This is a genomic window from Microbulbifer salipaludis (genome assembly GCF_017303155.1).
In the GTDB taxonomy this organism is placed as follows: Bacteria; Pseudomonadota; Gammaproteobacteria; order Pseudomonadales; family Cellvibrionaceae; genus Microbulbifer; species Microbulbifer salipaludis.
The window spans coordinates 2,069,557-2,091,078 of the sequence record NZ_JAEKJR010000002.1; the positions used below are offsets into that span (position 1 = coordinate 2,069,557).

12 protein-coding genes are annotated in these 21,522 nt (G+C 59.2%); 8 read left to right on the forward strand and 4 right to left on the reverse strand.

Annotated features, from left to right (window positions below; translation table 11 throughout):
* Positions 1-124: 124 nt before the first annotated feature.
* Both tilS and JF535_RS14445 read right to left on the reverse strand, forming a co-directional pair.
* Positions 125-1,426: a tRNA lysidine(34) synthetase TilS gene (tilS, locus tag JF535_RS14440; protein ID WP_242523849.1), complete on the reverse strand. Its 1,302-nt coding sequence runs from the start codon at positions 1,424-1,426 to the stop codon at positions 125-127.
* A 95-nt stretch (positions 1,427-1,521) separates the two neighbouring features.
* Positions 1,522-2,694, reverse strand: coding sequence for an AraC family transcriptional regulator (locus tag JF535_RS14445; RefSeq protein ID WP_207003298.1), 1,173 nt, complete (start codon positions 2,692-2,694; stop codon positions 1,522-1,524).
* Between the two features lie 193 nt (positions 2,695-2,887).
* Between JF535_RS14445 and JF535_RS14450 the strand changes: the two genes are divergently transcribed.
* The 7 genes from JF535_RS14450 to JF535_RS14480 all read left to right on the forward strand — a co-directional run bounded on the left by JF535_RS14450 (position 2,888) and on the right by JF535_RS14480 (position 15,688).
* The gene (locus tag JF535_RS14450) at positions 2,888-5,032 is read left to right on the forward strand and encodes a carbohydrate-binding protein (protein WP_207003300.1); all 2,145 of its coding nucleotides are present in this window, start codon (positions 2,888-2,890) and stop codon (positions 5,030-5,032) included.
* 315 nt (positions 5,033-5,347) lie between these two features.
* Positions 5,348-8,062 carry a TonB-dependent receptor gene (locus tag JF535_RS14455; RefSeq protein ID WP_242523850.1) on the forward strand — a complete coding sequence of 905 codons (2,715 nt, stop codon included), beginning with the start codon at positions 5,348-5,350 and terminating at the stop codon, positions 8,060-8,062.
* A 183-nt stretch (positions 8,063-8,245) separates the two neighbouring features.
* On the forward strand, positions 8,246-10,567 hold the full coding sequence (locus JF535_RS14460) for a glycoside hydrolase family 3 N-terminal domain-containing protein (protein WP_242523851.1): 2,322 nt from the start codon (positions 8,246-8,248) through the stop codon (positions 10,565-10,567).
* Positions 10,568-10,795: 228 nt separating this feature from the next.
* Positions 10,796-12,253, forward strand: coding sequence for a sugar porter family MFS transporter (locus tag JF535_RS14465; RefSeq protein WP_207003303.1), 1,458 nt, complete (start codon positions 10,796-10,798; stop codon positions 12,251-12,253).
* 248 nt (positions 12,254-12,501) lie between these two features.
* Positions 12,502-13,392 carry a DegV family protein gene (locus tag JF535_RS14470; RefSeq protein WP_207003305.1) on the forward strand — a complete coding sequence of 297 codons (891 nt, stop codon included), beginning with the start codon at positions 12,502-12,504 and terminating at the stop codon, positions 13,390-13,392.
* Positions 13,393-13,556: 164 nt separating this feature from the next.
* Positions 13,557-14,345 (forward strand): transporter, encoded by a 789-nt coding sequence (locus JF535_RS14475; protein WP_207003307.1) that lies wholly within the window; start codon positions 13,557-13,559, stop codon positions 14,343-14,345.
* Positions 14,346-14,404: 59 nt separating this feature from the next.
* Entirely contained in the window at positions 14,405-15,688 is a 1,284-nt protein-coding gene (locus JF535_RS14480) for an OmpP1/FadL family transporter (protein WP_207003309.1), read from the forward strand.
* A gap of 34 nt (positions 15,689-15,722) precedes the next feature.
* Here JF535_RS14480 and JF535_RS14485 read toward each other — a convergent pair whose 3' ends face one another.
* Positions 15,723-17,303, reverse strand: a complete 1,581-nt coding sequence (locus JF535_RS14485; protein ID WP_242523852.1) for a phospholipase D family protein — start codon at positions 17,301-17,303, stop codon at positions 15,723-15,725.
* A gap of 241 nt (positions 17,304-17,544) precedes the next feature.
* Between JF535_RS14485 and JF535_RS14490 the strand changes: the two genes are divergently transcribed.
* Complete coding sequence (locus JF535_RS14490) at positions 17,545-19,059, forward strand: arylsulfatase (protein ID WP_242523853.1); 1,515 nt, start codon at positions 17,545-17,547, stop codon at positions 19,057-19,059.
* Between the two features lie 72 nt (positions 19,060-19,131).
* Here JF535_RS14490 and JF535_RS14495 read toward each other — a convergent pair whose 3' ends face one another.
* On the reverse strand, positions 19,132-21,474 hold the full coding sequence (locus JF535_RS14495) for a multiheme c-type cytochrome (protein ID WP_207003311.1): 2,343 nt from the start codon (positions 21,472-21,474) through the stop codon (positions 19,132-19,134).
* Between the last annotated feature and the right edge of the window lie 48 nt (positions 21,475-21,522).

Below are 21,522 nucleotides of genomic sequence, written 5' to 3' on the forward strand. Positions count from 1 at the left end.
GCAAAACCTTGGTCAGTTGAATGCCCGACGGGTACGGGCGTGCGGGACTGGCTCGGGCGTGCAGACTGGTGCATCCCGGTGCCTTTGAGATGGGACGCCAGACTACCAGAAAGGCAGTTTCTGCTCAATCTAAAAACCGCCAAATTGGTGGCTTTGCGGGCCCATCTGCCGTGACAAACAGGTCGCCGACAGCCACCAGCTCCTGCGCCCGGTAGATCAGTGGTACACGATCCCGCAGCCACGGCGGAAGACCATACTCCTGCAACAGCTTTTTCAGGGTCTGGGAGTGATGCCGCTCTCGCGGTTTGGCTCTTTCGCCGCCAATACGGAAGCGAACCCGATAGTCGGCCACGGGCCACTGGGCACTGGGCAAAAGCACCCAGTGGCCCGGCAATACCAGCTGGCTTGATCCGTCCCACCGAATCTCACCTCCATCAATAGCATCCAAAGGTTGCAATTGTGGTGTGAGATACAGGCGATCGCGATAGCGGCGCAACACCCGCTCTCCCAGGGAGACAGCCGGCGCTGCATCATCATCCGCGCCTACCTGTTGCAAGGCCTGCTCCAGCTGGGCCGCTTCGGGCATACCCGTCCCGACCCGCCGCAACCATTCGCGCAGGGCGTTTTTGCGGCGCGCACCGGAGAGTTTGGCAAACGCCGCAAGGTCGATACCTTGCCCGAACGCCTCAGGGCGACAATCGCACGCCTGCAGGTCTTGCTCCGCCAGCTCACCCAACAGAGCCGCAGCCTCGCGCAGATTTTCCGTCGCCCGGGCTACCCGCGCATGCACCGGCCAGCGCTGCGCCAGCGGGGGCAACACCTGACTGCGAAGATAATTCCGGTCAATCGAAAGATCGGCATTGCTCTCGTCTTCAATCCACGGCAACCCCTGCGCGCGGGCGTAGGTTTCCAGTTCCGCTCGGCTTGCCGCCAACAATGGCCGAAGCAGGCTTTTGCCATCCCGCTCGGGCCCCAGCAAACGCCATTCCGGCATACCACCCAGGCCGAGCACCCCGGCACCGCGCAACAGCCTCAGTAAAAAGGTCTCGGTCTGGTCATCGGCGTGGTGGGCAAGCAATATCTGGTCGCCCGGCCCCATGACCTGCTCGAAGGCGCGGTAGCGGGCGTGCCTGGCCCCCTGCTCGAGACCGCCATCCGCCCGGTCCACATCCACCGACCGGGCAACAAATGCAACGCCCAAACGATCCGCCAGCGCCGCGCAGCTCGCCTGCCACGCCGCTGCGCGCGTGCTCAAGCCATGATTGATGTGCAGCGCGGTGACCGGAACGTCGGCCTTGGCAAGCAGGTGCAACAGCACGGTGGAATCCAGGCCGCCGGAAAAACCCAGCCACCGTTGCCCCGATACCGGGTAACGCTGCAGCGCGCTCTGCAGTGCAGCGGTCAATTTAGCGGCAATGTCGGACATAGGCAGGCAGCTGAGGTGGTGTATTGGCGGGACAGAGTATACCCGGCATCCGGTGATGGCAGGTGGACAGCACCTGCCATCACGCTATCCAGCGCTCAGGCGATTTGCGGAACGGCATCCGCACGGCGGTACTGGGATGGCGTCATGCCCGCGGCCTTCTTGAAGAAGGTGTTGAACACAGATTTACTGTTGAAACCCACCTCCAGGTAAATGTCGGTAATGGTCTTCCCTTCCCCATCGGCACTGCGCAGCAGACGCATGGCTTCCTGAATGCGGTAACGGTTAATGAACTCGTAAAAATTCATCTTGAAGTGCCGATTGATCACCATCGACAGGTCACGGGTGGGGATCTCCAGGCTTTCGGCCAGCAGGTCAATAGTGACATCTGGCTGCAAATAGAGCTTCTCGGCGTGCATCTTGCGGTCGATGTCTTCCGCCAGAGCGGGGTTGAACACCTGCTCACCAGACGGCTTGCGCACTTTCTCGGGCTGGCGCAGGGATTCGAAGCTGGCGAAATAGCGCACACCGGTAAACACCAGCAAGTTCACCAGAACAAATACGGTGTAGTAGCCGGTCAGGCCGATTTTTTCGAACACCCCCAGATCGTAATGCTGATACAGGCTGAACATTTTGGCGATGCTCAGCACCACCTCCATCAACATCACCAGCATAAAACCCGCGACCAACACCTTGACCCAGGTGACATCCACCTTCTCCACATTGGAGTGGGTGGACTTCAGGCGATGGGTGTAATGCACGATCAACCACAGCGACCACAGGCAATAGGCCACACGCAACACCTTGCACAAAAACTCCACCAGCACGTAGTGCCAGCCATACACCAGAGACTCGCTGCTGATGAGCTCAAGGCGCTGCTCCAGGGGCAAACGGAAGAAGACCGCACTCATATACACCAGCGCCAGCACAAACGGCAGCAGGTGCATCGCATCGCGCGGGCGCACGCGAAAGTCGCGAAAGATGAGGGATTTCACACAGAAGAACAGCAGCATGCCATCGAGATAATAGGCAAAGCCGCCAAGGAAATAGACCTGCGGTAACCATTCGCGTACCGCAAACTTGAACTCGGCGCCCCACAATACCAGCTCGTGCAGGGGGATAAACGCATGCGCGAACAGGAAGGCCGCGAGGAAGTAAGTGCTGGCCTGCCGACTGGTATTCGTGGCCAGCAACAGCACCGCGAAGAACAGGCACTGCATCGCAGTCATCAGCAGCACCACGTCATGGAAATTAAAAAGAACCAGGTTCATTTGTAGATTTTTTTTCTAATTTTCCGGACACACCAGGAAGTTCGAGTCCCGCGCGGCAGCCGAACGGGTTCGACTGATCACACACCCAATATTTCACGCCGTCAGAACGACGCAACACGCCCCGCCTCTTAGGGTGCAGTGGGCGATTCACTCGCCCGACATTCTCAACATCAAACGCATAATAAAGGAAAGCATGATGAGATTTAACTTTGCAAGCAGGCTGGGCAGTTTATTGACGCTGCTCGTTTTCGTGTCGACGGTTACCGCCGTTGGCAAGTCCCACGCGCAATACGTGCACACTGACGGTACCGAGATCGTGGACGGCAATGGCAATCCCATCCACCTGAACGGTATCAACCTCGGCAACTGGTTGCTGTGGGAAGGCTACCTGATGATGGGCGACTTTAACTACCGCACCCACACCCAGTTCCTCAACAGCCTGGCCGACACCTTCGGCAGTATGGCCCAGGCGAAGGAGTTCGAACACCAGTGGCGCCTGAATTTCGTGACCGAACGGGAGATCGCCGACCTGAAGAGCCTCGGCTTCAACACCGTGCGGGTGCCCTTCCACTACAACCTGTTCTGGGAGAACGGGCAATTGTCGGATCACGGCTTCCAGTATTTTGATCGCCTGATCGATTACTGCCGCACCCACGGGCTCTATGTGCTGCTGGATATGCACGCCGCCCCCGGCTACCAGAACCCCGGCGACCACAGTGACAACATCGACTCCAACGCGGGCCAGCCGCGGGACTCGGTCAAATTCTGGGATGGCAACAATGTACAGATTGCCAGTCAGGTGTGGCGGCACATTGCCGACCGCTACAAAAATGAACCAGTAATCTGGGGCTACGACCTGATCAATGAGCCTGTGCCCCAGGCCGGGCGCGAGTTCGAGCTGTTGCCGTCGCTGATTGCCATGCGCGATGCCATCCGCGAAGTGGACAATAACCACGCGATCATTGCCGAAGGCAGCTGGTGGGGCTCGGATATGCAGAAGATCGACTGGACCGACTCTGCCACCCAGACCAACACTGGTATCAGCGCCCGCTGGGACCACAACCTGGTGTACCAGACCCACCACTATGTGTTCGGCAATACCGCATGGATCGCCGACCTGTATCCCCGCGTGGACATCACCAATGCCATGGGTGTGCCGATGATCCTGGGAGAATACGGCGAGGACAACAACGATATCATCCACCAGCTCACCGACTGGTCAGTGAACAATATTGCTGGCCAATTCCCCTGGTCGTTCAAAAAGATGAGCCACGACCGCACCCTGTGGACCATCGCCCCCAACAGCATCTACAGCCAGGTGGTGAATTACATCAACCACGGCGGCACCCCGCCGGCCAATGCCTATGCGGGCATGATCGACTTTGCCCAAAACCACATCGGCAACGGGGCCAGCAACGTCAGCTGGCACCAGGGCTTCTACGATGCCATCAAGACCAGCGGCGGCAGCAACCCGCTTCCGGCCGGCTGTGATTCCGCCACTGCACAGGCCGCCGGCCGCGTCGAAGCGGAGAGCTACTGCGCCATGTCCGGCATCCAACTGGAAGACACCAGCGACAACGGCGGCGGCCAGAATGTCGGCTGGACCGACAGTGGTGACTGGCTCGATTACCGCGTCGATGTACCACAAGATGGCGAGTACACGCTGACCTACCGCGTCGCCAGCACCGCCAATACCGCGCAACTGCGCTTACTGGCCAACGGTGCCCAGGCGGCCGACACCAGCCTGCCCAACACCGGCGGCTGGCAGAACTGGCAGTCCGTTTCTACCAGCGTGAGCCTGAGCGCCGGTACCCAGACCCTGCGCCTGCAGGTAGCGGGCCCCGGTTTCAACCTGAACTGGTTCGAGCTGGAAGCGGGCAGCGGGGAGGAAGAACCCGTGGACCCCACCCCACCGCCATCTGGCACCCTTGCCGATGGCGAATACCAGATCCGCAACCTGGCCAGCGGCCTGTTGCTGGGCGTTGCCAACAATGCCACCAGCAACGGCGGCAATGTGATTCAGGGTGGTAGCCAGTCCTGGCAGGTCACCACACTCAGCAACGGTAACTACCGCATCGAAAACCGCTACAGCGGACTCGCGCTGGATGTCCAGGATGTGTCCTCCAGCAACGGTGCCAACATCCAGCAGTGGGAGTACGGCGGCGGCGACAACCAGCAGTGGATTGTCGAACCGGTCTCCGGCAACCGCTTCCGCATTCTGTCAGCCATGAGCGGCAAGTCACTGGATGTGCAGGATGGCTCCACCAGCGCCGGCGGCAATATCCAGCAGTGGACCTACCACGGCGGCGACAACCAGCTGTGGCTGTTTGAAAACTAACCGCTACTGACAGACTCTCTCGCCTTGGGCCGCCGGAACCACTCCCGCGGCCCTTTTTATGACTGACTTCCAACCGACTTTTGGAACGATTCTCGACGCATAGCCAGCCCGCCTCTTCTGCCAAACACAACTGCTAAACCATTGATTTTCAAACGTTTACTCGAGGTTCGACTGCGCTTAGGATAGTCGAACGCCAAAAAAATCCGGTTTTTGCGTTCGAGTAACCGCATTCGGACGCCGGCTCTGCCGGCATTTGGCAAATTTCCTCCGTCGCTCACATGGCGACCCAAAACAATAAACATGAGAGGAATACCGATGAAGAGACTGCACACGCCACTGGCGCTCTCCATTGCGCTGGTGAACTCCGGCTGGGCCTACGCACAACAGGACGCGCAGGAAGAAACACAAAGCGCGTACGCGACCACTGCACTCGAAGAGGTCACCGTTACCGCCACCAAGCGCGAAACCAATCTGATGGAAACCCCGATTTCCATTACCGCGTTCAGCCAGGAGAAGCTGGACCGCGAGGGCCTGACCAACATCAAGGACATGGCACAGATGGTGCCAAACATGGAAATCTCCATGGACTCCTCGCAGACCGCGCCCGTGGTTGCCATGCGCGGTGTACGCTCCACCAACATTACCGAACTGGGTGACCCGTCTGTGGGCCTACACCTGGACGGCATTTACTCACCTCGTCCGCAGGGCGCCATGGCGCTGATGTTCGACGTGGAGCGGGTGGAAGCCATGCGCGGCCCCCAGGGCACCCTGTTCGGACGTAACTCCACCGTGGGTAACGTCAACATCATCTCCAAGCGCCCGGACTTCAACGAATTCGATGCGTCCCTTGGTATTGAAGCGGGCCGCTGGAATCACCAGCAAACCCGCGGCATGCTCAACATCCCGGTGAGCGAAACCTTCGCCCTGCGCGCGTCCTTTATGCAGGAAACCCGCGACTCCTACCTCGACGGTTACTACGACCCCAACCAGTGGGACGTGCGCTACCTGCCGGAAGAAATCCAGAATGCACCGGTCTACACCGGCGCCGATGAAGACCGCAGCCTACGCCAGCGCGAGCGCTGGGGCAGTGGCGAGGTACAGGAACTGGTCAAAGCCGATCCAGCCGATTTCTACAACAATTCTGACCAGTACGCGTTCCGCGTGAGCGCCCTGTGGGAGCCCACCGAATCCCTGTCGTGGATGCTGGCGTACGAGCAATTCCAGGACAACAGCGCCGGCGGTGCCGATACCCTGAACTGCGACATGGCAGACAAGCGGATCAAAAAGGACTGGGACGGCAACTATGTCGATGCCGACGGCAACATCTCTGCCACCCCGGTTACCGGCCTGCTGGGCTGTGAGAGTGTTTACGGCCCCGGTGCCGACGACTACACCGTCAACGTCAGCGTGCCCGGCTTCCTCGATCTCAGTATCGACTCGGTGCGTTCCAACCTGAGCTGGGACCTGTCGGACGAAATTGCCCTGGTCTACAACGCCGGTTGGGCAGAGCAAGTGCGCTCACAGCATTCCGACCAGGACCGCGGTATCACTGGCTGGGATATGTCCATCTTCTTCCGCGATGCCACCTTTGTTTCCCAGTCCCACGAGCTGCAGCTACAGTCGACCGGCTCCGGCCCACTGCAATGGATTGCCGGTGCTTTCTACTTTGAAGAAAACAACAATATGCAGGGTGGCTGGATCAACAGCGGCAACAATGCGGATTACTGGAACCAGCCCAACCGCACACTCAAGTCCCAGGCCTTCTTTACCCAGGGAACCTACGCAGTCACCGACCAGCTGAACCTGACCCTGGGCCTGCGCCACACCGAAGACACCAAGCAGGATGTGGGTGGCCACAACATGACCTGTAACGGTGACACCATTAATCCGCAGACCGGCGAGCGCTGCTTCCCCGCGTGGGATCGCGATGCGTTCAATCAGCTGCCCACGGATTACTTTGACGACCCCGCCATCTACACCGAGATCAGCGACAACCAGACTAAAGGCAGCTGGGACTTCACCAACTACCGTGTGGGCCTGGACTACATCGTGAACGACGACCTGATGGTGTTCGGCTATGTGGCCAACGGCTTCAAGTCCGGCGGTATTGGCGACGTGTTTGTGCAGTTCGAGCAGGATCCCGCCACAGCGGAATATCTCCTCGACGCCAACGGCGATCGCATCATCAAAGAGCGCCACCGCAACACCTACGACCCGGAAGTGGTCACCACTTACGAGCTGGGCACCAAGGGCACTTACCTGGATGGCAGCCTGAACGTGATGGCGACCCTCTTTTACAGTGACTACGAAGATATGCAGGCGGCCTCCGCCAAGGGTATCTTCCCCTACTACGTGGAAGAGCGCGCGGACGAAACCGGTGAACTGACCGGTGAAATCACCACCGAAACCCAGGTCGTGTTCCAGACCGACAATATCGGCACCGCCATTATTCAAGGCCTGGAAGTAGAGTTTGACTGGGCGCCGATCGAAAACGGTCGCTTCGACGGTTACGTCACCTGGCTCGACACCGAAATTACCAGCGACTTTATCTATCACTGGGATTTCGCCGCTACCGACCTGTTCGAAGTGGATCACGGTGCCGCGACCAATCCAGAAAACGATGCCATGAAGGTCAACCTGAAAGGCAACGAACTGGCCGCGTCACCGAAGCTCAGCGCCAAGCTGAACTACACCCACACCTTCCGCTTCAACAACGGCTTTGCCATCGTTCCTCACCTGAGCTATTTCTGGCGGGACAAGTCGTACCACACCTTCCAGAACGTGGATAAACACTACGACGCCTTTGTCACCGAAACACCAGACGCCTTTAGCGACGTGCGCCCGGCATTCCACAGTGTGAACAGCACCCTCAAGCTGGAAGCACCGGACAATAAGTGGAATGTGGAAGCCTTTGTTTACAACCTCACCGACCAGAAAGAAACCTACTGGGCTGGCGGTGGTGACCATGTAATCAAGGGTCCGATTTCCATGCCCCGCTTCTACGGCATTCGCGGCAACTACAACTTCTAAATTGTTGCCGGATTAAATCCAAAAGCGATCGTCATCTTCGCTTGTCTCCCTCGCCCCCTCTCGATGAGATGGGGGCCTTTTTCCCCGCGCCTGCCACAGGCACCAAGGCGTGCAAGCGAACAGATGCCCGCAAAGCAGTATCTGAGAGACGTCCAAGAGACAAGAAATATCAGAGTGAGCACCATGAAAAAGCACCCCCTTTATGTCGGCGTTATGGCCGGGCTTCTATCCCTCGCCGCAACCCTCCCCCTGCAGGCTGCCAACCAAACCATTGCCGTCGAGACACCCCAACAGCAGCAACAGGAATCCATCGAGTCACAAATCCAGAGCCTGCTCGCGCAGATGTCCACTCAGGAAAAAATCGGTCAGCTGGCCCTGCGCGACTGGGGCACCTTCGGCGCCTCTGATATGAAGGCCATCAAGCAGGCCGTGCGCGAAGGTCGTGTCGGTGGTTTTTTGAACGTTAACTTCAGCTCCGTGGACAAACATGCATTCGCAGAGCTGCAGCGCCTCGCGGTCGAGGAAAGCCCGCTGGGCATCCCGCTGCTGTTCGGCCAGGACGTGATCCACGGCTATGAAACCATCTTCCCGATTCCCCTCGGCCAGGCCGCCAGCTGGAATCCGGAACTGATCAAAAACGGCGCGCGTATCGCCGCGCAGGAAGCCAGTGCCGACGGCATCCGCTGGACCTTTGCGCCGATGATCGATATCAGCCGTGATCCCCGCTGGGGCCGTATTGCAGAAACGTTGGGGGAAGACCCGCTACTCACCTCGGTACTGGGTGTGGCCATGGTAGAGGGTTTCCAGACCGACAACCTCGGTGACCCCACCAGCCTTGCTGCCTGCGGCAAGCACTTTGCCGGCTACGGCGCCGCAGAAGGTGGCCGGGATTACAACAGCGCGTATATTCCCGAGCGCCTGCTGCGGGACATCTACCTGCCACCATTCAAGGCCGGTATCGATGCGGGCATGCAGAGCATCATGAGCACTTACAGCACCCTGAACGATGTACCCGGCACCGGTAGCCCCTTCCTGTTCAAGCAAATCCTGCGTGACGAATGGGGTTTCGACGGTTTTGTGGTGAGCGACTGGAACGCGGTGATGGAGATGGTGCCCCACGGTTTCGCCCGCGACGGCAAACACGCGGCGACCCTCGCCGCCAATGCCGGCATCGATATGGAGATGCACACCGATACCTACGAGCAATTCCTGCCGCAGCTGATGGACGAGGGCAAGTTCTCAGAGGCTCAGCTGGACACCGCCGTGGCCAATATCCTGCGGGTCAAACTGCGTCTCGACCTATGGAGCCACCCCTACCCCCGCGCCCAATCCAAAGCTGAGCGCGAGCAGATTATCCGCAACGGCCAGTTCCTGAACGCGGCAAAAGAAGCCGCCAAAGAAACCTTTGTACTGCTGAAGAACGACAAGCAGCTACTGCCCCTGAAAAAAGGCCAGACCGTTGCCGTGATCGGCCCGCTGGCGGAGGCACCGCACGAACAGCTCGGCACCTGGATCTACAACGGCGACAAGCAACACTCCCGCACCCTGTTGCCCGCCTTGCGGGACATGGTGGGCGATGGAGGCGAAATCCTCTACGCCGCCGGCCTGGATTACAGCCGTGACACCAGCACCCGTGGCTTCAAGGCCGCCATCAAGGCCGCGAAGAAAGCCGACGTGGTGCTGTTTGTGGGTGGTGAGGAAGCGATCCTCTCCGGCGAGGGCCACAGCCGCGGGGATATCCGCCTGCCCGGCGCCCAGGCCGAACTGGTGGCTGAGCTGGCGAAAACCGGCAAGCCACTCGCCATGGTGCTGCTGGCCGGCCGGCCGCTGCAGCTCGACGAAACCCTCGAGCAGGCAGATGCGGTGATGATGGCCTGGCACCCCGGCACCATGGCGGGTCCGGCGCTGGCCGATGTGCTCTACGGTGAATCCTCGCCGTCCGGCCGCCTGCCTCTGACCTGGCCGGTGGGCGCAGGGCAGATTCCCATCTACTACAACCACCTGGCCACCGGCAGGCCGGCGACCGAAGACAACTACACCCGCATCGAAAAGATCGGCCGCGAGGTGTTCCAGCACCAGCCGGGCAACTCGTCCAATCTGCTGGATTACGGACACAAGCCGCTGTTCCCCTTCGGCTATGGCCTGACCTATAGCGAGTTTGAATACCGTGATCTGGAACTCTCCGGTCCCACTCTGGATGCCAACGGTCAGCTCACGATATCTGCCACCATTACCAACACCGGCAAGACCACCGCCACCGAAACCGCCCAGCTGTACGTGCGTGACCTGGTGGGCAGCGTGTCGCGACCGGTGCGGGAGCTAAAAGGGTTTGAGCGCATCACACTCAACCCCGGCGAGTCCCAGCGGGTGCAATTCACACTGACTCCTGAGCAGCTGGCGTTCCACAACGCCGACATGCAGCCGGTGGTGGAGCCAGGGGAATTCCGGGTATGGATTGCACCAGATGCGGAGTCCGGCCTGGAGAGCGCCTTCTCACTGCGCTAACTGGCCGCGCAACACCAGTTCCCGAGTCCCAAGTCCCAGTTTGGCCGGCGCTTCGGCCAAACTGGGACACCTGAGAGCCCATGCGCGTGTCCAACTTTGTGCTTTTTACTCAAAGTAGGACGCTTTCTGCCCGCCTCAGGGGCACAATCCGGGAAGGCCGCGATTTGCGAGCAGCAGGTAATCGCGCCAGCACAATAACAATCACACGAATAAAAGCAGGAAGTAACCATGCAAGCGTATGAGAACTCGATTCAAAGTGACCTGGAGGCCATACAAGGTCATCAGGATGCGCCACCTTTGTCTTACATTGTCCTGATCTGCGGTGTTGCCACCCTCGGTGGCTTCCTGTTCGGTTTCGACAGCGGTGTGATCAACGGCACCGTGACCGGCCTGCAGCAGGCGTTCAACTCCAATACGGCGGGAACCGGTTTCAACGTCGCGTCCATGCTGCTGGGCTGCGCATTCGGTGCTTTCTTTGCCGGTCGCCTGGCAGACCTGTGGGGGCGCAAGACCTTGCTGCTGATCTCGGCGGTGCTGTTTATGGTCAGCGCCTGGGGCTCCGGCATCGCTGCCAGCTCCCCGGAGTTCGTGTTCTACCGCGTGCTTGGCGGGCTTGCCGTGGGCGCGGCCAGCGTCATGTCGCCGGCCTATATCAGTGAAATTGCCCCGGCGGCGATTCGAGGGCGACTGACCACTATCAACCAGATCGCTATCATTTCGGGTCTTTTCGCCGCGTTTGTCAGCAATTACTGGCTGGCGAATACCGCAGGTTCCGCGGTCAATGAATGGTGGATGGGCTACAACGCCTGGCGCTGGATGTTCTGGATTGAAATTGCGCCCGCCGCCCTGTTTTTCCTCGCCTTGCTGCTGATCCCGGAAAGCCCCCGTTACCTGGTACTGTCCAAGCAGACTTCCCGCGCCACCGAGGTACTGCGCAAACTGTACGGCGAAGCGGCGGTGGCCGGTAAACTGGAAAGCATCCGCAACTCCGTGGCCGGCGATCACCGCCCGCGCATGGCGGACCTGCTGGAAGCCGCAGGCTCCCGCGTGGGCAAGGTACGCAAGATTGTATGGGTGGGTATTGGCCTCGCCACTTTCCAGCAACTGGTCGGCATCAACGTGGTGTTCTACTACGGTGCAGTTCTCTGGCAGGCCGTGGGCTTCTCCGAGTCCGACGCCCTGATGATCAATATCATCTCCGGTGGTGTCAGTATCGCCGCCTGCCTGATCACCATGACCCTGATCGACAAGATCGGGCGTAAACCGCTGCTATTGGTCGGTTCCATCGGTATGGCCGCGACCCTCGGCCTGGTGGCCTTTGCCTTCGCCAACTCGAACCTGGATGCCAACGGCAACCTGCAGCTGTCCCAAAGCATGGGCCTGCTGGCACTGATCGCCGCCAACGCCTACGTGTTCTTTTTCAACGGCTCCTGGGGCCCGGCCATGTGGACCATGCTTGGTGAGATGTTCCCCAACCAGATTCGCGGTTCCGGGCTGGCGGTTTCCGGCCTGGCGCAGTGGGTGGCGAACTTCGGCATTACCATGACCTTCCCGATCATGCTCACCGGTATCGGCCTCGCCGGTGCCTACGGCATCTACACCCTGTTTGCACTGCTGTCCGTCGCCTTTGTGCTGTACATGGTGCACGAGACCAAGGGCATGGAACTGGAAGAAATGCGCGGTTGATCCGACCCTGGACCGCCTTTCGCGGTGGTCTGCAGTGCAGCATGCCTGTCTCTGCAGACCACCACTGTCCCCGTCCTTTCGAACACCCCCTCACCAAACGTAACAACAGTTGCCCGCAGCAAGGGCAGTACCGATCGGTCACAAAACACACTGCAAAATCGTCGCCGCGAGCTGTCGAACGAGCGGCAAAGTGCTACATTTGACGCCTCATGCCTCCGGCAGTGAACCAGACAATAAGAGGTACTCCCATGGTTCAATTGGTCGTCGATTCCGGCTGCGATCTCCCCGATGAGTTTCTGCGCAAATATAAGATCCCGGTTCTGCCCCACCGCGTGAGCATGGGTAAAGACGAATTCGGTGATCAGCGCAACCCCGCGCAGATGAGCCACTTCTATACCCTGAACCTGCTGGATCGATCCCGCCCGGTGAAAACCGGCCCGGCCGGTGAAACGGAGATTGAAGGCATTCTCGCCAAGTTGGTGAGCCAGGGTCACGAGGACATCGTGGTACAGACCATCAATGGTGCCAACAGTCCAACCTACAATAACGCCGTGAACGTCGCAGAGAAGTTATCTGGCGACAAGGCCCAGATTACCGCGGTCGACTCCCACACGGTGTTTTCCGGTCAGGGATTGCTGGCACTCTATACCCTTGCACTGATTCAGAAAGGGCTCAACGGCGCACAGATCAAGTCCCGCACCGAAGAATTCGGGCGCAAAACGGTGGGCTACGCAGCAATCAAGGACGTGTACTACCTGCGTGAGCGCGGCAGGCAAAAGAATGAAAAAAGCGTGAGCTGGCTGAAAGCCTTTATGGCGCGCTCACTGAACCTGCACCCGATCGTCTCCATGACCCACCAGGGGTCGGATGTTGCCGACACGGTGAAAACCTTCGACGGCTGCACCCGCCGCCTGTTCCAACTGGCAGAAGAAAAGATGGTGGCCGGAGAACTGTTGATGCCCGCGGTGGTGGTCAGTTTTGCGGGCCCGCTCAAAGATCTGGACAAAGTCCCAGGATTCAAAGCGTTTGAAAAAACAGCCACCGAACACAAGGTACGCGTGTATCGCTCGGTCATGAGTCTGTCCGGGGGTATTAATCTGGGCCCGGGCACCGTATCCCTGGCCATTGCCGCCAAGTAAACCCCGCCTTTCGCCGGGGCGGGGACTTCGAACACCGCCCCGGCACTCTGCTGGCCGCTGTTTCTTCAAAACAGTTGAGCCCCACGACGTAACGCCACAATTTTCACCAACGGCTTCTAGACTGAGGAAAATCGTTTCAAGAAGTCACTGCACGGGTGAAAAAGATGTTGCGCTGTTTTGCTCTACTGGTTGCCCTACTAGCGGCCAGCGTTCCGGCCCTTGCCGATCAGGACCTGGCCAAGAAACTCAGTAACCCGGTTTCGGACCTGATCAGTGTGCCTTTTCAGGGCAACTGGGATAACCGCGTGGGTCCGATAGAGGGTGGACGCCGCTTTACCCTGAATATTCAGCCGGTAATTCCCATTTCCATTAGCGATGACTGGAATCTTATCAGCCGCACCATCCTGCCCGTTATGAGCCAGGAGGCAATTTTCCCCGGTAGCGGCGACCAGACCGGGCTCGGCGACACGGTACAAAGCGCCTTCTTTTCCCCCAAGGAACCCACCGCTGGTGGGGTGACCTGGGGTGTCGGCCCCGTCTTCCTGCTACCCACCGCGACGGAGCCGCTTCTGGGTACAGAAAAATGGGGCGCCGGCCCTACCGGCGTAGTGCTGAAGCAGGCAGGCCCCTGGACCATTGGCGCGCTGGCCAACCACATCTGGTCTTTCGCGGGCAGTGACAACCGCGCGGATGTCAACAATACATTTCTGCAGCCGTTTGTAGCGTACAACACACCCACCGCCTGGACCTTCGCCATAAACACTGAATCCACTTACAACTGGGAAACCGAGCAGTGGAACGTGCCGGTGCACTTTCTGGTGTCCAAGCTGTTTCAGGTGGGCAAGCAAAAGTATCAGGTCCAGGCCGGCCCACGCTACTACGCGGAAAGTCCGGCAACCGGCGCCCAGGACTGGGGCTTCCGGCTGACCTGGATCATGCTGTTTCCGAAATAGTCACTGAGTGATTCCGAACACCGAATTTGTGCCCGCCTACCATCCAGAGGGAACTGGTCATGCCTTACAACCGCGCCGCATCGAAAGTTTTGCCATTGCTCGTTGCCGCTCTCTCTGCGCCCGCTGCCCACGCCGGGGGCATCATGTTGTGGCAGATCGGCACCCCGACACTGGGTACCGCCAGTGCCGGCTGGGCGGCCATGCCGGAAGATGCCTCCACCGCCTTCACCAACCCGGCAGGGACGGTATGGCGAGACGAGACCCAGGTACGCGCAGCAGCCCAGGCGCTTTATGGCGACCTGGAGTTCAGCGAAGGTGGACTGAGCAATGTCCCGGGCAATGATGGCGGCAACCCCCTCGAGTGGCTCCCCGGTGCCGGCGCGTTTGCTGCGGGGAAAATCACCGACAACATCGGCTGGGGCTTTGCCATGGCCGGCAACTTCGGCCTGGGGCTGGATTATCATGACGACTGGCAGGGCCGCCGGTTTGTGCAGAACGTCGACCTGCTCGGCATGAGCCTGATTCCATCACTCAGCTGGCGCGCCAACGATTGCCTGTCCATTGGCGTCGGCCTGAACGCAATGGCCGGCTACTTCAGTTTCCAGTCGGCCCCCCGCGCCGGGCTGGTGGATGACGACGCGTTTCTGCGCCTCAAGGACCTGGACATGGGGTATGGCGGCAACCTCGGTATCATCTACCGCCCCAAATCAGGCACCACCTTTGGTCTCAGTTACACCTCCAAAGTGGATTTCGAATTCAAGGATCACCTGAAGCTCCGGAATTTCACGCCGCCCCTGAACGCGATTGCCGAAAACCTGGATGGCACCCGCACAGAACTCGACATTCGCGCACCCCAGACCGTTACCGCGAGCCTGCAGCAGGCGCTGACGGACACCACCACGCTCTACGTGAATCTCAACTGGCAGGACTGGTCGGAATATGCTGGCGTCACCCTGTCGCTCGACAATCCCATGCAGACCTCACTGCGAGTCGACCGTGGTTACCGCGACACTGCGGGCTTTGCCGTTGGTATACGCCACGAGTTTCAGCAGGGGATGTTAAATGGCTGGCGCCTGTCCACCGGGCTTTCTGCAGAATCCAGCATGGCCAATACCTCTGAGATTACCGCCGATACCATCACCAATGAAAATGTGACGGTGGGCTTCGGCGCGGGCAAGGAACTGTGCCCCGGGGTAAACCTGGATGTGGGATACAACTACATGTATCTGGGTGACATTGATATCGATCAGCAGGGGCGCCCCCCGTTCAGTCCCCGACTACAGGGCACTTACGAGGACTCCGCCATCCACTTCGTTGGCGGCTCCGTGCAGTTCTCGTTTTAGCTGGAGACTTTTCACCAGCGACGCTGGCAGGCTGCTAGATCTGGGACTCGACCGGCAACCACCCCAGCAACCAGGCAAGGGTGCGTTGCCACCAGTGGGTCTCCGGCTCTCGGTGTTTAATCAGGGTGTCGCCGTCTTTGTCTTCTGCGCGCCACGCCAGATTGCCCGAGTCCAGCAGCTGTACCGACCAGGCAGAATCTGGCGCAACCCATTCGGTGAATAGCGAATTTAACTGCTGGTTGATTTCGGCATTGTCCATCAGCAATCCAATCTCCGTGTTTTGCAACAAAGATCGGCCATCGAGATTGATCGACCCTACAAATCCGAGATTGTGGTCAATCACAAAGGTTTTGGCGTGCAGCGTCGCCTTGGACTCCCCGTGAAACCATTGCTTGCGCCGCTCCTCACCGGCTTGCGTGCGCAACTCCCACAGGTCAACACCCGCTGCCAGTAACCGTTTGCGATAGCGCGCATAAGCCCCGTGAACAATAGCCACGTCATTACTGCTCAGGGAGTTGGTCAGGATACCCACCTTGACCCCCTGCTTTTCCAGCCCAGTAAAAAGCTCGGTGCCGATCACTCCGGGGATGAAATAGGCTGCAGTAATCTTCAGCCGCTCCGTGGCGCCGTGGAGAATTTTCTCCAGCTGAACCCCGGGATATTCATCGCGCGGGATATCGTCCTTGCCCAGTGCCTTCTCCGGCGGGTCCGCCAATAACCTGGCCTTTCCCCACTGGAACGGAATGTCGCCATCGGCGAGTGCCGCTGCCATTTTCGATTGTTTCAACGCGCGCGCAAATTCGCTGTCCTGTTCATCCGCCAGCAATTTCCGGGTGCGTTTGCGCAGTTCGTCCAGTGTGTGTGTATCGTCCTCGTCCAACAACAGCTCGGTTACCTGAACCGATACCAGGTGGTTCCAGTACTCGTCGAATACCTTGCGGGCCTGCGGTAGCGCTTCACCAACAGCCAGCACATCGACATCCAGAAACTCCACCGATGAGCGGGAAAAATACCCGTCGGCAATATTGCGGCCGCCGGTGATCATTGCCAGCCCGTCAGCCAGCAATAGTTTGTTGTGCATGCGATGGTTGATACGCCCGAAGTTGGCCGCCTGCTCCAGCGCACGCCGGAAGCCACTGCGCCCGCCCACCGGATTAAACACCCGGATCTGCATATTCGGGTGTCGATCCAGTGCAAGTATCCAGGGGTTGACCACGCGCGTCCCCAGATCATCCACCAGCAGGCGTACGCGCACGCCGCGATCCGCGGCCCTCAACAGCAGACTGGTGAGCAAGTGCCCGACATTATCGTCTTCATAAATGTAATATTTGAGATCGAGCGAAACCGTCGCTTCCTCAATAAGCACCGCCCGCGCAACAAACGCCGACAGGCCATCATCCAGCAGATGGAAGCCAGACAACTCATCGGACTTGCCGGCCGCCACCCCGCGAATACCCTCCGCGAGTGGGGAATCCGAGGGTGGCTCCAGGCTAACGGTGACTGGTCTTTGTTTTGCGGGCATATCACTGTCGTTGGAATTTCCGCACCCCGCAAGTAGCGCCACCAGCACACTCAGGCAGAGTACCAGGAGTGCAGGTTTAGATGTGGGTGTCATGACATTCAGGAACCTGCCGTTTGCTCGTCATCCGCGCTATCGCTCACAGGTCGGATCACACGCTACGCAGTACGCTGCATAGTGCCCAGTGAGCGGAAGACGTGTGCAAGTAAAGCTTTACCACAGAGTCTAGCTGCTCGCAGCTACCAGAGGGCTTATCTATTGGCACCGGATTAGCCCCAGCCTGGTAAACACCCAACTAAGCTTTCCGGGAAACTTTATGCCGGTATAAGGAGTCCCCTTGAAAGCGATACCGTTGTTTGCCTCCGCCGCGTGCCTGCTCATCGGGCTGGCCACATCCATCGGTGCACAGGCCGCTGAAAAGCCCAATATCCTCGCCATTATGGTGGATGATGTGGCACAGATTTCGCTGAGTGCCTATTCCCACGGTATGACCTATCCCACCCCCAATATCGATCGGATCGCCAACGAGGGCGTGCTTTTTACCGATCACTACGCGCAGCCCAGTTGCACCGCAGGCCGCGCCGCCTTCCTGATGGGGCAGCTGCCGGTGCGCACGGGCCTGACCACGGTGGGGCAACCCGGCAATCCACTGGGCATCAAAGAGGCGGACCCAACCCTGGCAGAGTTTCTGAAGAAGCAGGGCTACATGACTGCGCAATACGGTAAAAACCACCTGGGGGATCTGGACGAACACCTGCCCACCCGACACGGGTTTGATGAATTCTATGGCAACCTCTACCACCTGAATGTATCGGAGGAACCGGAGCAGGAGGATTATCCGAAGGACCCGGAGTTCAAGAAAAAATTTGGCCCACGCGGTGTCATTGAATCCTACGCCGACGGCAAAATATCCGATACCGGCCCCCTAACCCGCGAGCGCATGGAAACCTTTGACGAGGATATTCTCAAACGCAGCCTGGACTTTATGGAGCGGGCAAAAAAGGCGGGCAAGCCGTTCTTTATCTGGCACGCCACCAGTCGCATGCACGTCTATACCCACCTGAAGCCGGAAAGCCGTCACCTGGCCACCATGCTCAGTTCGGAAGACGACGTGTTCGGCAGCGGCCTGATCGAACACGATGGCCATGTTGGCCAACTGCTGGACAAGCTGGATGAGCTCGGCATTGCCGAAAATACCATCGTTATCTACACCACCGACAACGGCCCGGAGCAAAGCAGCTGGCCGGACGCAGGCACCACCAAATTCCGCGGCGAGAAAATGACAACCTGGGAAGGCGGCGTGCGCGTACCCTTCCTGGTGCGCTGGCCCGGAAAGATTCCCGCGGGCCTAAAGCGCAACGGCATCTCCTCCCACGAAGACGTATTTCCCACCATTGCCGCCGCACTGGGTGAATCGAACCTGCGGGAAACGCTCAAGAAGTCGGACAAGGTGTATATCGACGGGGAAAATAACCTCGACTACTGGATGGGAAAAACCGAAAAATCCGCCCGCAACAAGATCTTTTATTATTACGAATCCCAGTTGACCGCGCTGCGTGTAGGACCCTGGAAAATGCATTTTGCCACCAAGCCCGGTGGCCGCTATTACGAGGATATGATTACCCACACCATGCCCAAGCTGTTCAACCTGCGCAAGGACCCCATGGAGCACTACGATGGCGTCACCGGGTTTCACCAGATTATGCGCAAAAGCTGGGTCATGCAGCCGGCTATTCAGATCCTGAATGAACACCTGGAAACCTTTAAAGAGTTTCCACCCCGCCAGAAGGCCGCTTCGCTGAATATCAACAAGGCCATTGAAGCAGCCATGCAGGTCAACGAAAGCCGCTAGGCCCGCTTACCCACACTGATTACAACAAAAAAGCGCGGCCCATTGGCCGCGCTTTTTTGTTGGCATGATCAACTATTGCAACTGCTGCTGGTAGCGTTGTGCCGCCGCCTCGTTGCCTTGCTCGTGGTGGATCGACACCAGCGCCGAGAGAATCTGCCGGTCCCCCGGGAAACGCGCCAGCCCCCGCTCCAGCTCCGCGATCGCCTGCGCCGGTTCGCCCTGTGAATTGAGTGCAATGGCGTACACATAGATATACCGGGCCGTAGCAGATTCACTGTGGGCGGCCGCCTGCAACATCACAAGCGCTTCTGCCATTCTCTTCTGCCGCACCAGACCAAGCCCCAATGTATGCTGGATGGGCGCCTTGTCGAGCGCACCGCGTAATGCATCGCGTAACAGCGCTTCACTATCCGCCTCGCGACCACTGGCTCGGTACAGGTCCGCCAGGTTGATAACCCCGGGGGTAAAATACGGGGCAAGCGCAACCGCCTCTTTCAACAAACGCTCCGCCTCCACAAGATTCCCTTCACGGCCCCGCAGCGAGGCCAGGTTGACGAGACTTTCCGGGCGATCGCTGTTGAATTCCGCCGTGGCCACATAATCCGCCAATGCCGATTCATAACGCTTGCGCACTTCTTGCGGATACTGTCCGAGCGGCGCGCCCGCCATGGCGCTGGCGGCGAGGGACGCGGTGACCCGCTCATCTTCGTACAACAGCGGAATGGCCAGCGCCGGGCGCACTTGCTGCGGCACCTGATCCAGTGACTGCGCCAGGCCCAGGTGTAGGAGCGCATCGTCTCCCTGGGCGATGACCTGCAGTACCTGCGCACTGGTCTGCGACAGATAACGGGGCAACATGGACACCGCAGTTGCGCGGACGATCTCCGGCTGCTGCTCGTCCATCACCAGTTTCAGCAACTGGCTCTCCGCATCTGCAGCGCCGGTACGGGCTGCGTATAGTGTCTCCCCATAATGGGAGTCCGGCAGGCCGAATTTTTTCTCCAATACTTCCGCAGCCCAGGCGTTGGTCTGGTCGGTATGGCAGCCGATACAGGCATTGGGGGAGCCAATTTTTTCCGACAGGTCCGGGCGCGGCACGCGGAAACTGTGGTCCCGGCGCGCATCCACCTGCATATACACCTTGTCCGGCATATGGCAGCTCACGCACTGGGCGCCTTCACTGCCCGCAGGGTGAAAGTGATGTTCCGCGGTATCGAACTTGGTGGGCAGGTGGCACTGGGCGCACACATCGTTTCCCGGGGCGCGCAATTCCAGGCTGTGCGGGTTGTGGCAATTACTGCAGGTCACACCAGCGCTGTGCATCTTGCTCTGCAGGAATGAACCCCACACGTAGACCTCATCGTTGATCTGGCCGTCGGCGTGGTATAGCCCATCGCTCAACAGCGCCGGATGAAAGAAATCCAGGTAATCGTCCGCAGGCCGTACACCGGGGTGCTGGGTGCCGCGCCGGGAATGGCACTGGGCACACACCGGAATTTCCTGCTGGGTTGGCACATCGTTCTGCAGGTGGGCGATACCGGTCGCCGCATCCATAGCCCAGCGCCCCTGGCGGCGGCCGTCGAAACCAATATCAAAGCCCCGGCTGGCATCGGATGCCCGTTGCTGTTCCGATTGAGCGGCCCACTCCAGATGCTTGCGGCCCGGCCCATGGCAGGACTCACACCCCACATTAATCTCGGACCATTCCGTAGAAAAGGTCTGCGATGCCGGATCGTAGTTTTTATGCAGATTGGTGGAGTGGCAGTCCGCGCACTGGAAATTCCAGTTCTGGTTGATACCGGTCCAGTGCAGCGGATCATCCGGTTTGATTTCCTCATCCGGGTACAAATGGAACCAGCGCTGTCCTCCCTCCTCTTTCGGACGGGAATCCCAGGAAACACTCAGCGCCTGCAACCGGCCACCGGGGAACTCGATCAGGTATTGCTGCAGCGGGTAGACACCGAAGGTGTAGGCAATGGGGTAGTCGTGTAGTTTCCCGTCCGGTCCGTCGGTGCGCACAAAATATTTGTCATCGCGCTGGTAGAACGTGGACTCGGTACCGAAGTAGTCGAAGGTTGAGTTGTCGAAATTCCCCACCACGGTTTCTGCGTTCGGGGTTTTCATGGCCAGGTCGTGATGGGATTTCTGCCAGTCTTCGAAGGCCTGCTGGTGACAACTGGCACATTGTGCCGCGCCCACGTAATCCGGGTGCGCATCCGCCTGAGGCTGCTGCCCGGTCTTGCCGCCCGCTTGCGTGGGCATAGACGCAGACGACACTGGTGCGGCATCCGGCACTGTGGTCGCCACAGGGGCAGAACGCGCACTGCGGCCACCCTCCGTTTCACCCGAGCCCGCTTCTTTGTCACAGGCACTGACCAGCAGTGTCAGCAGCAGAAAGAGTATTGGCCGACGCATCGAGACTCCAGATCTTATTCTTTATTCGCATCGAGTATAGCGACTTGC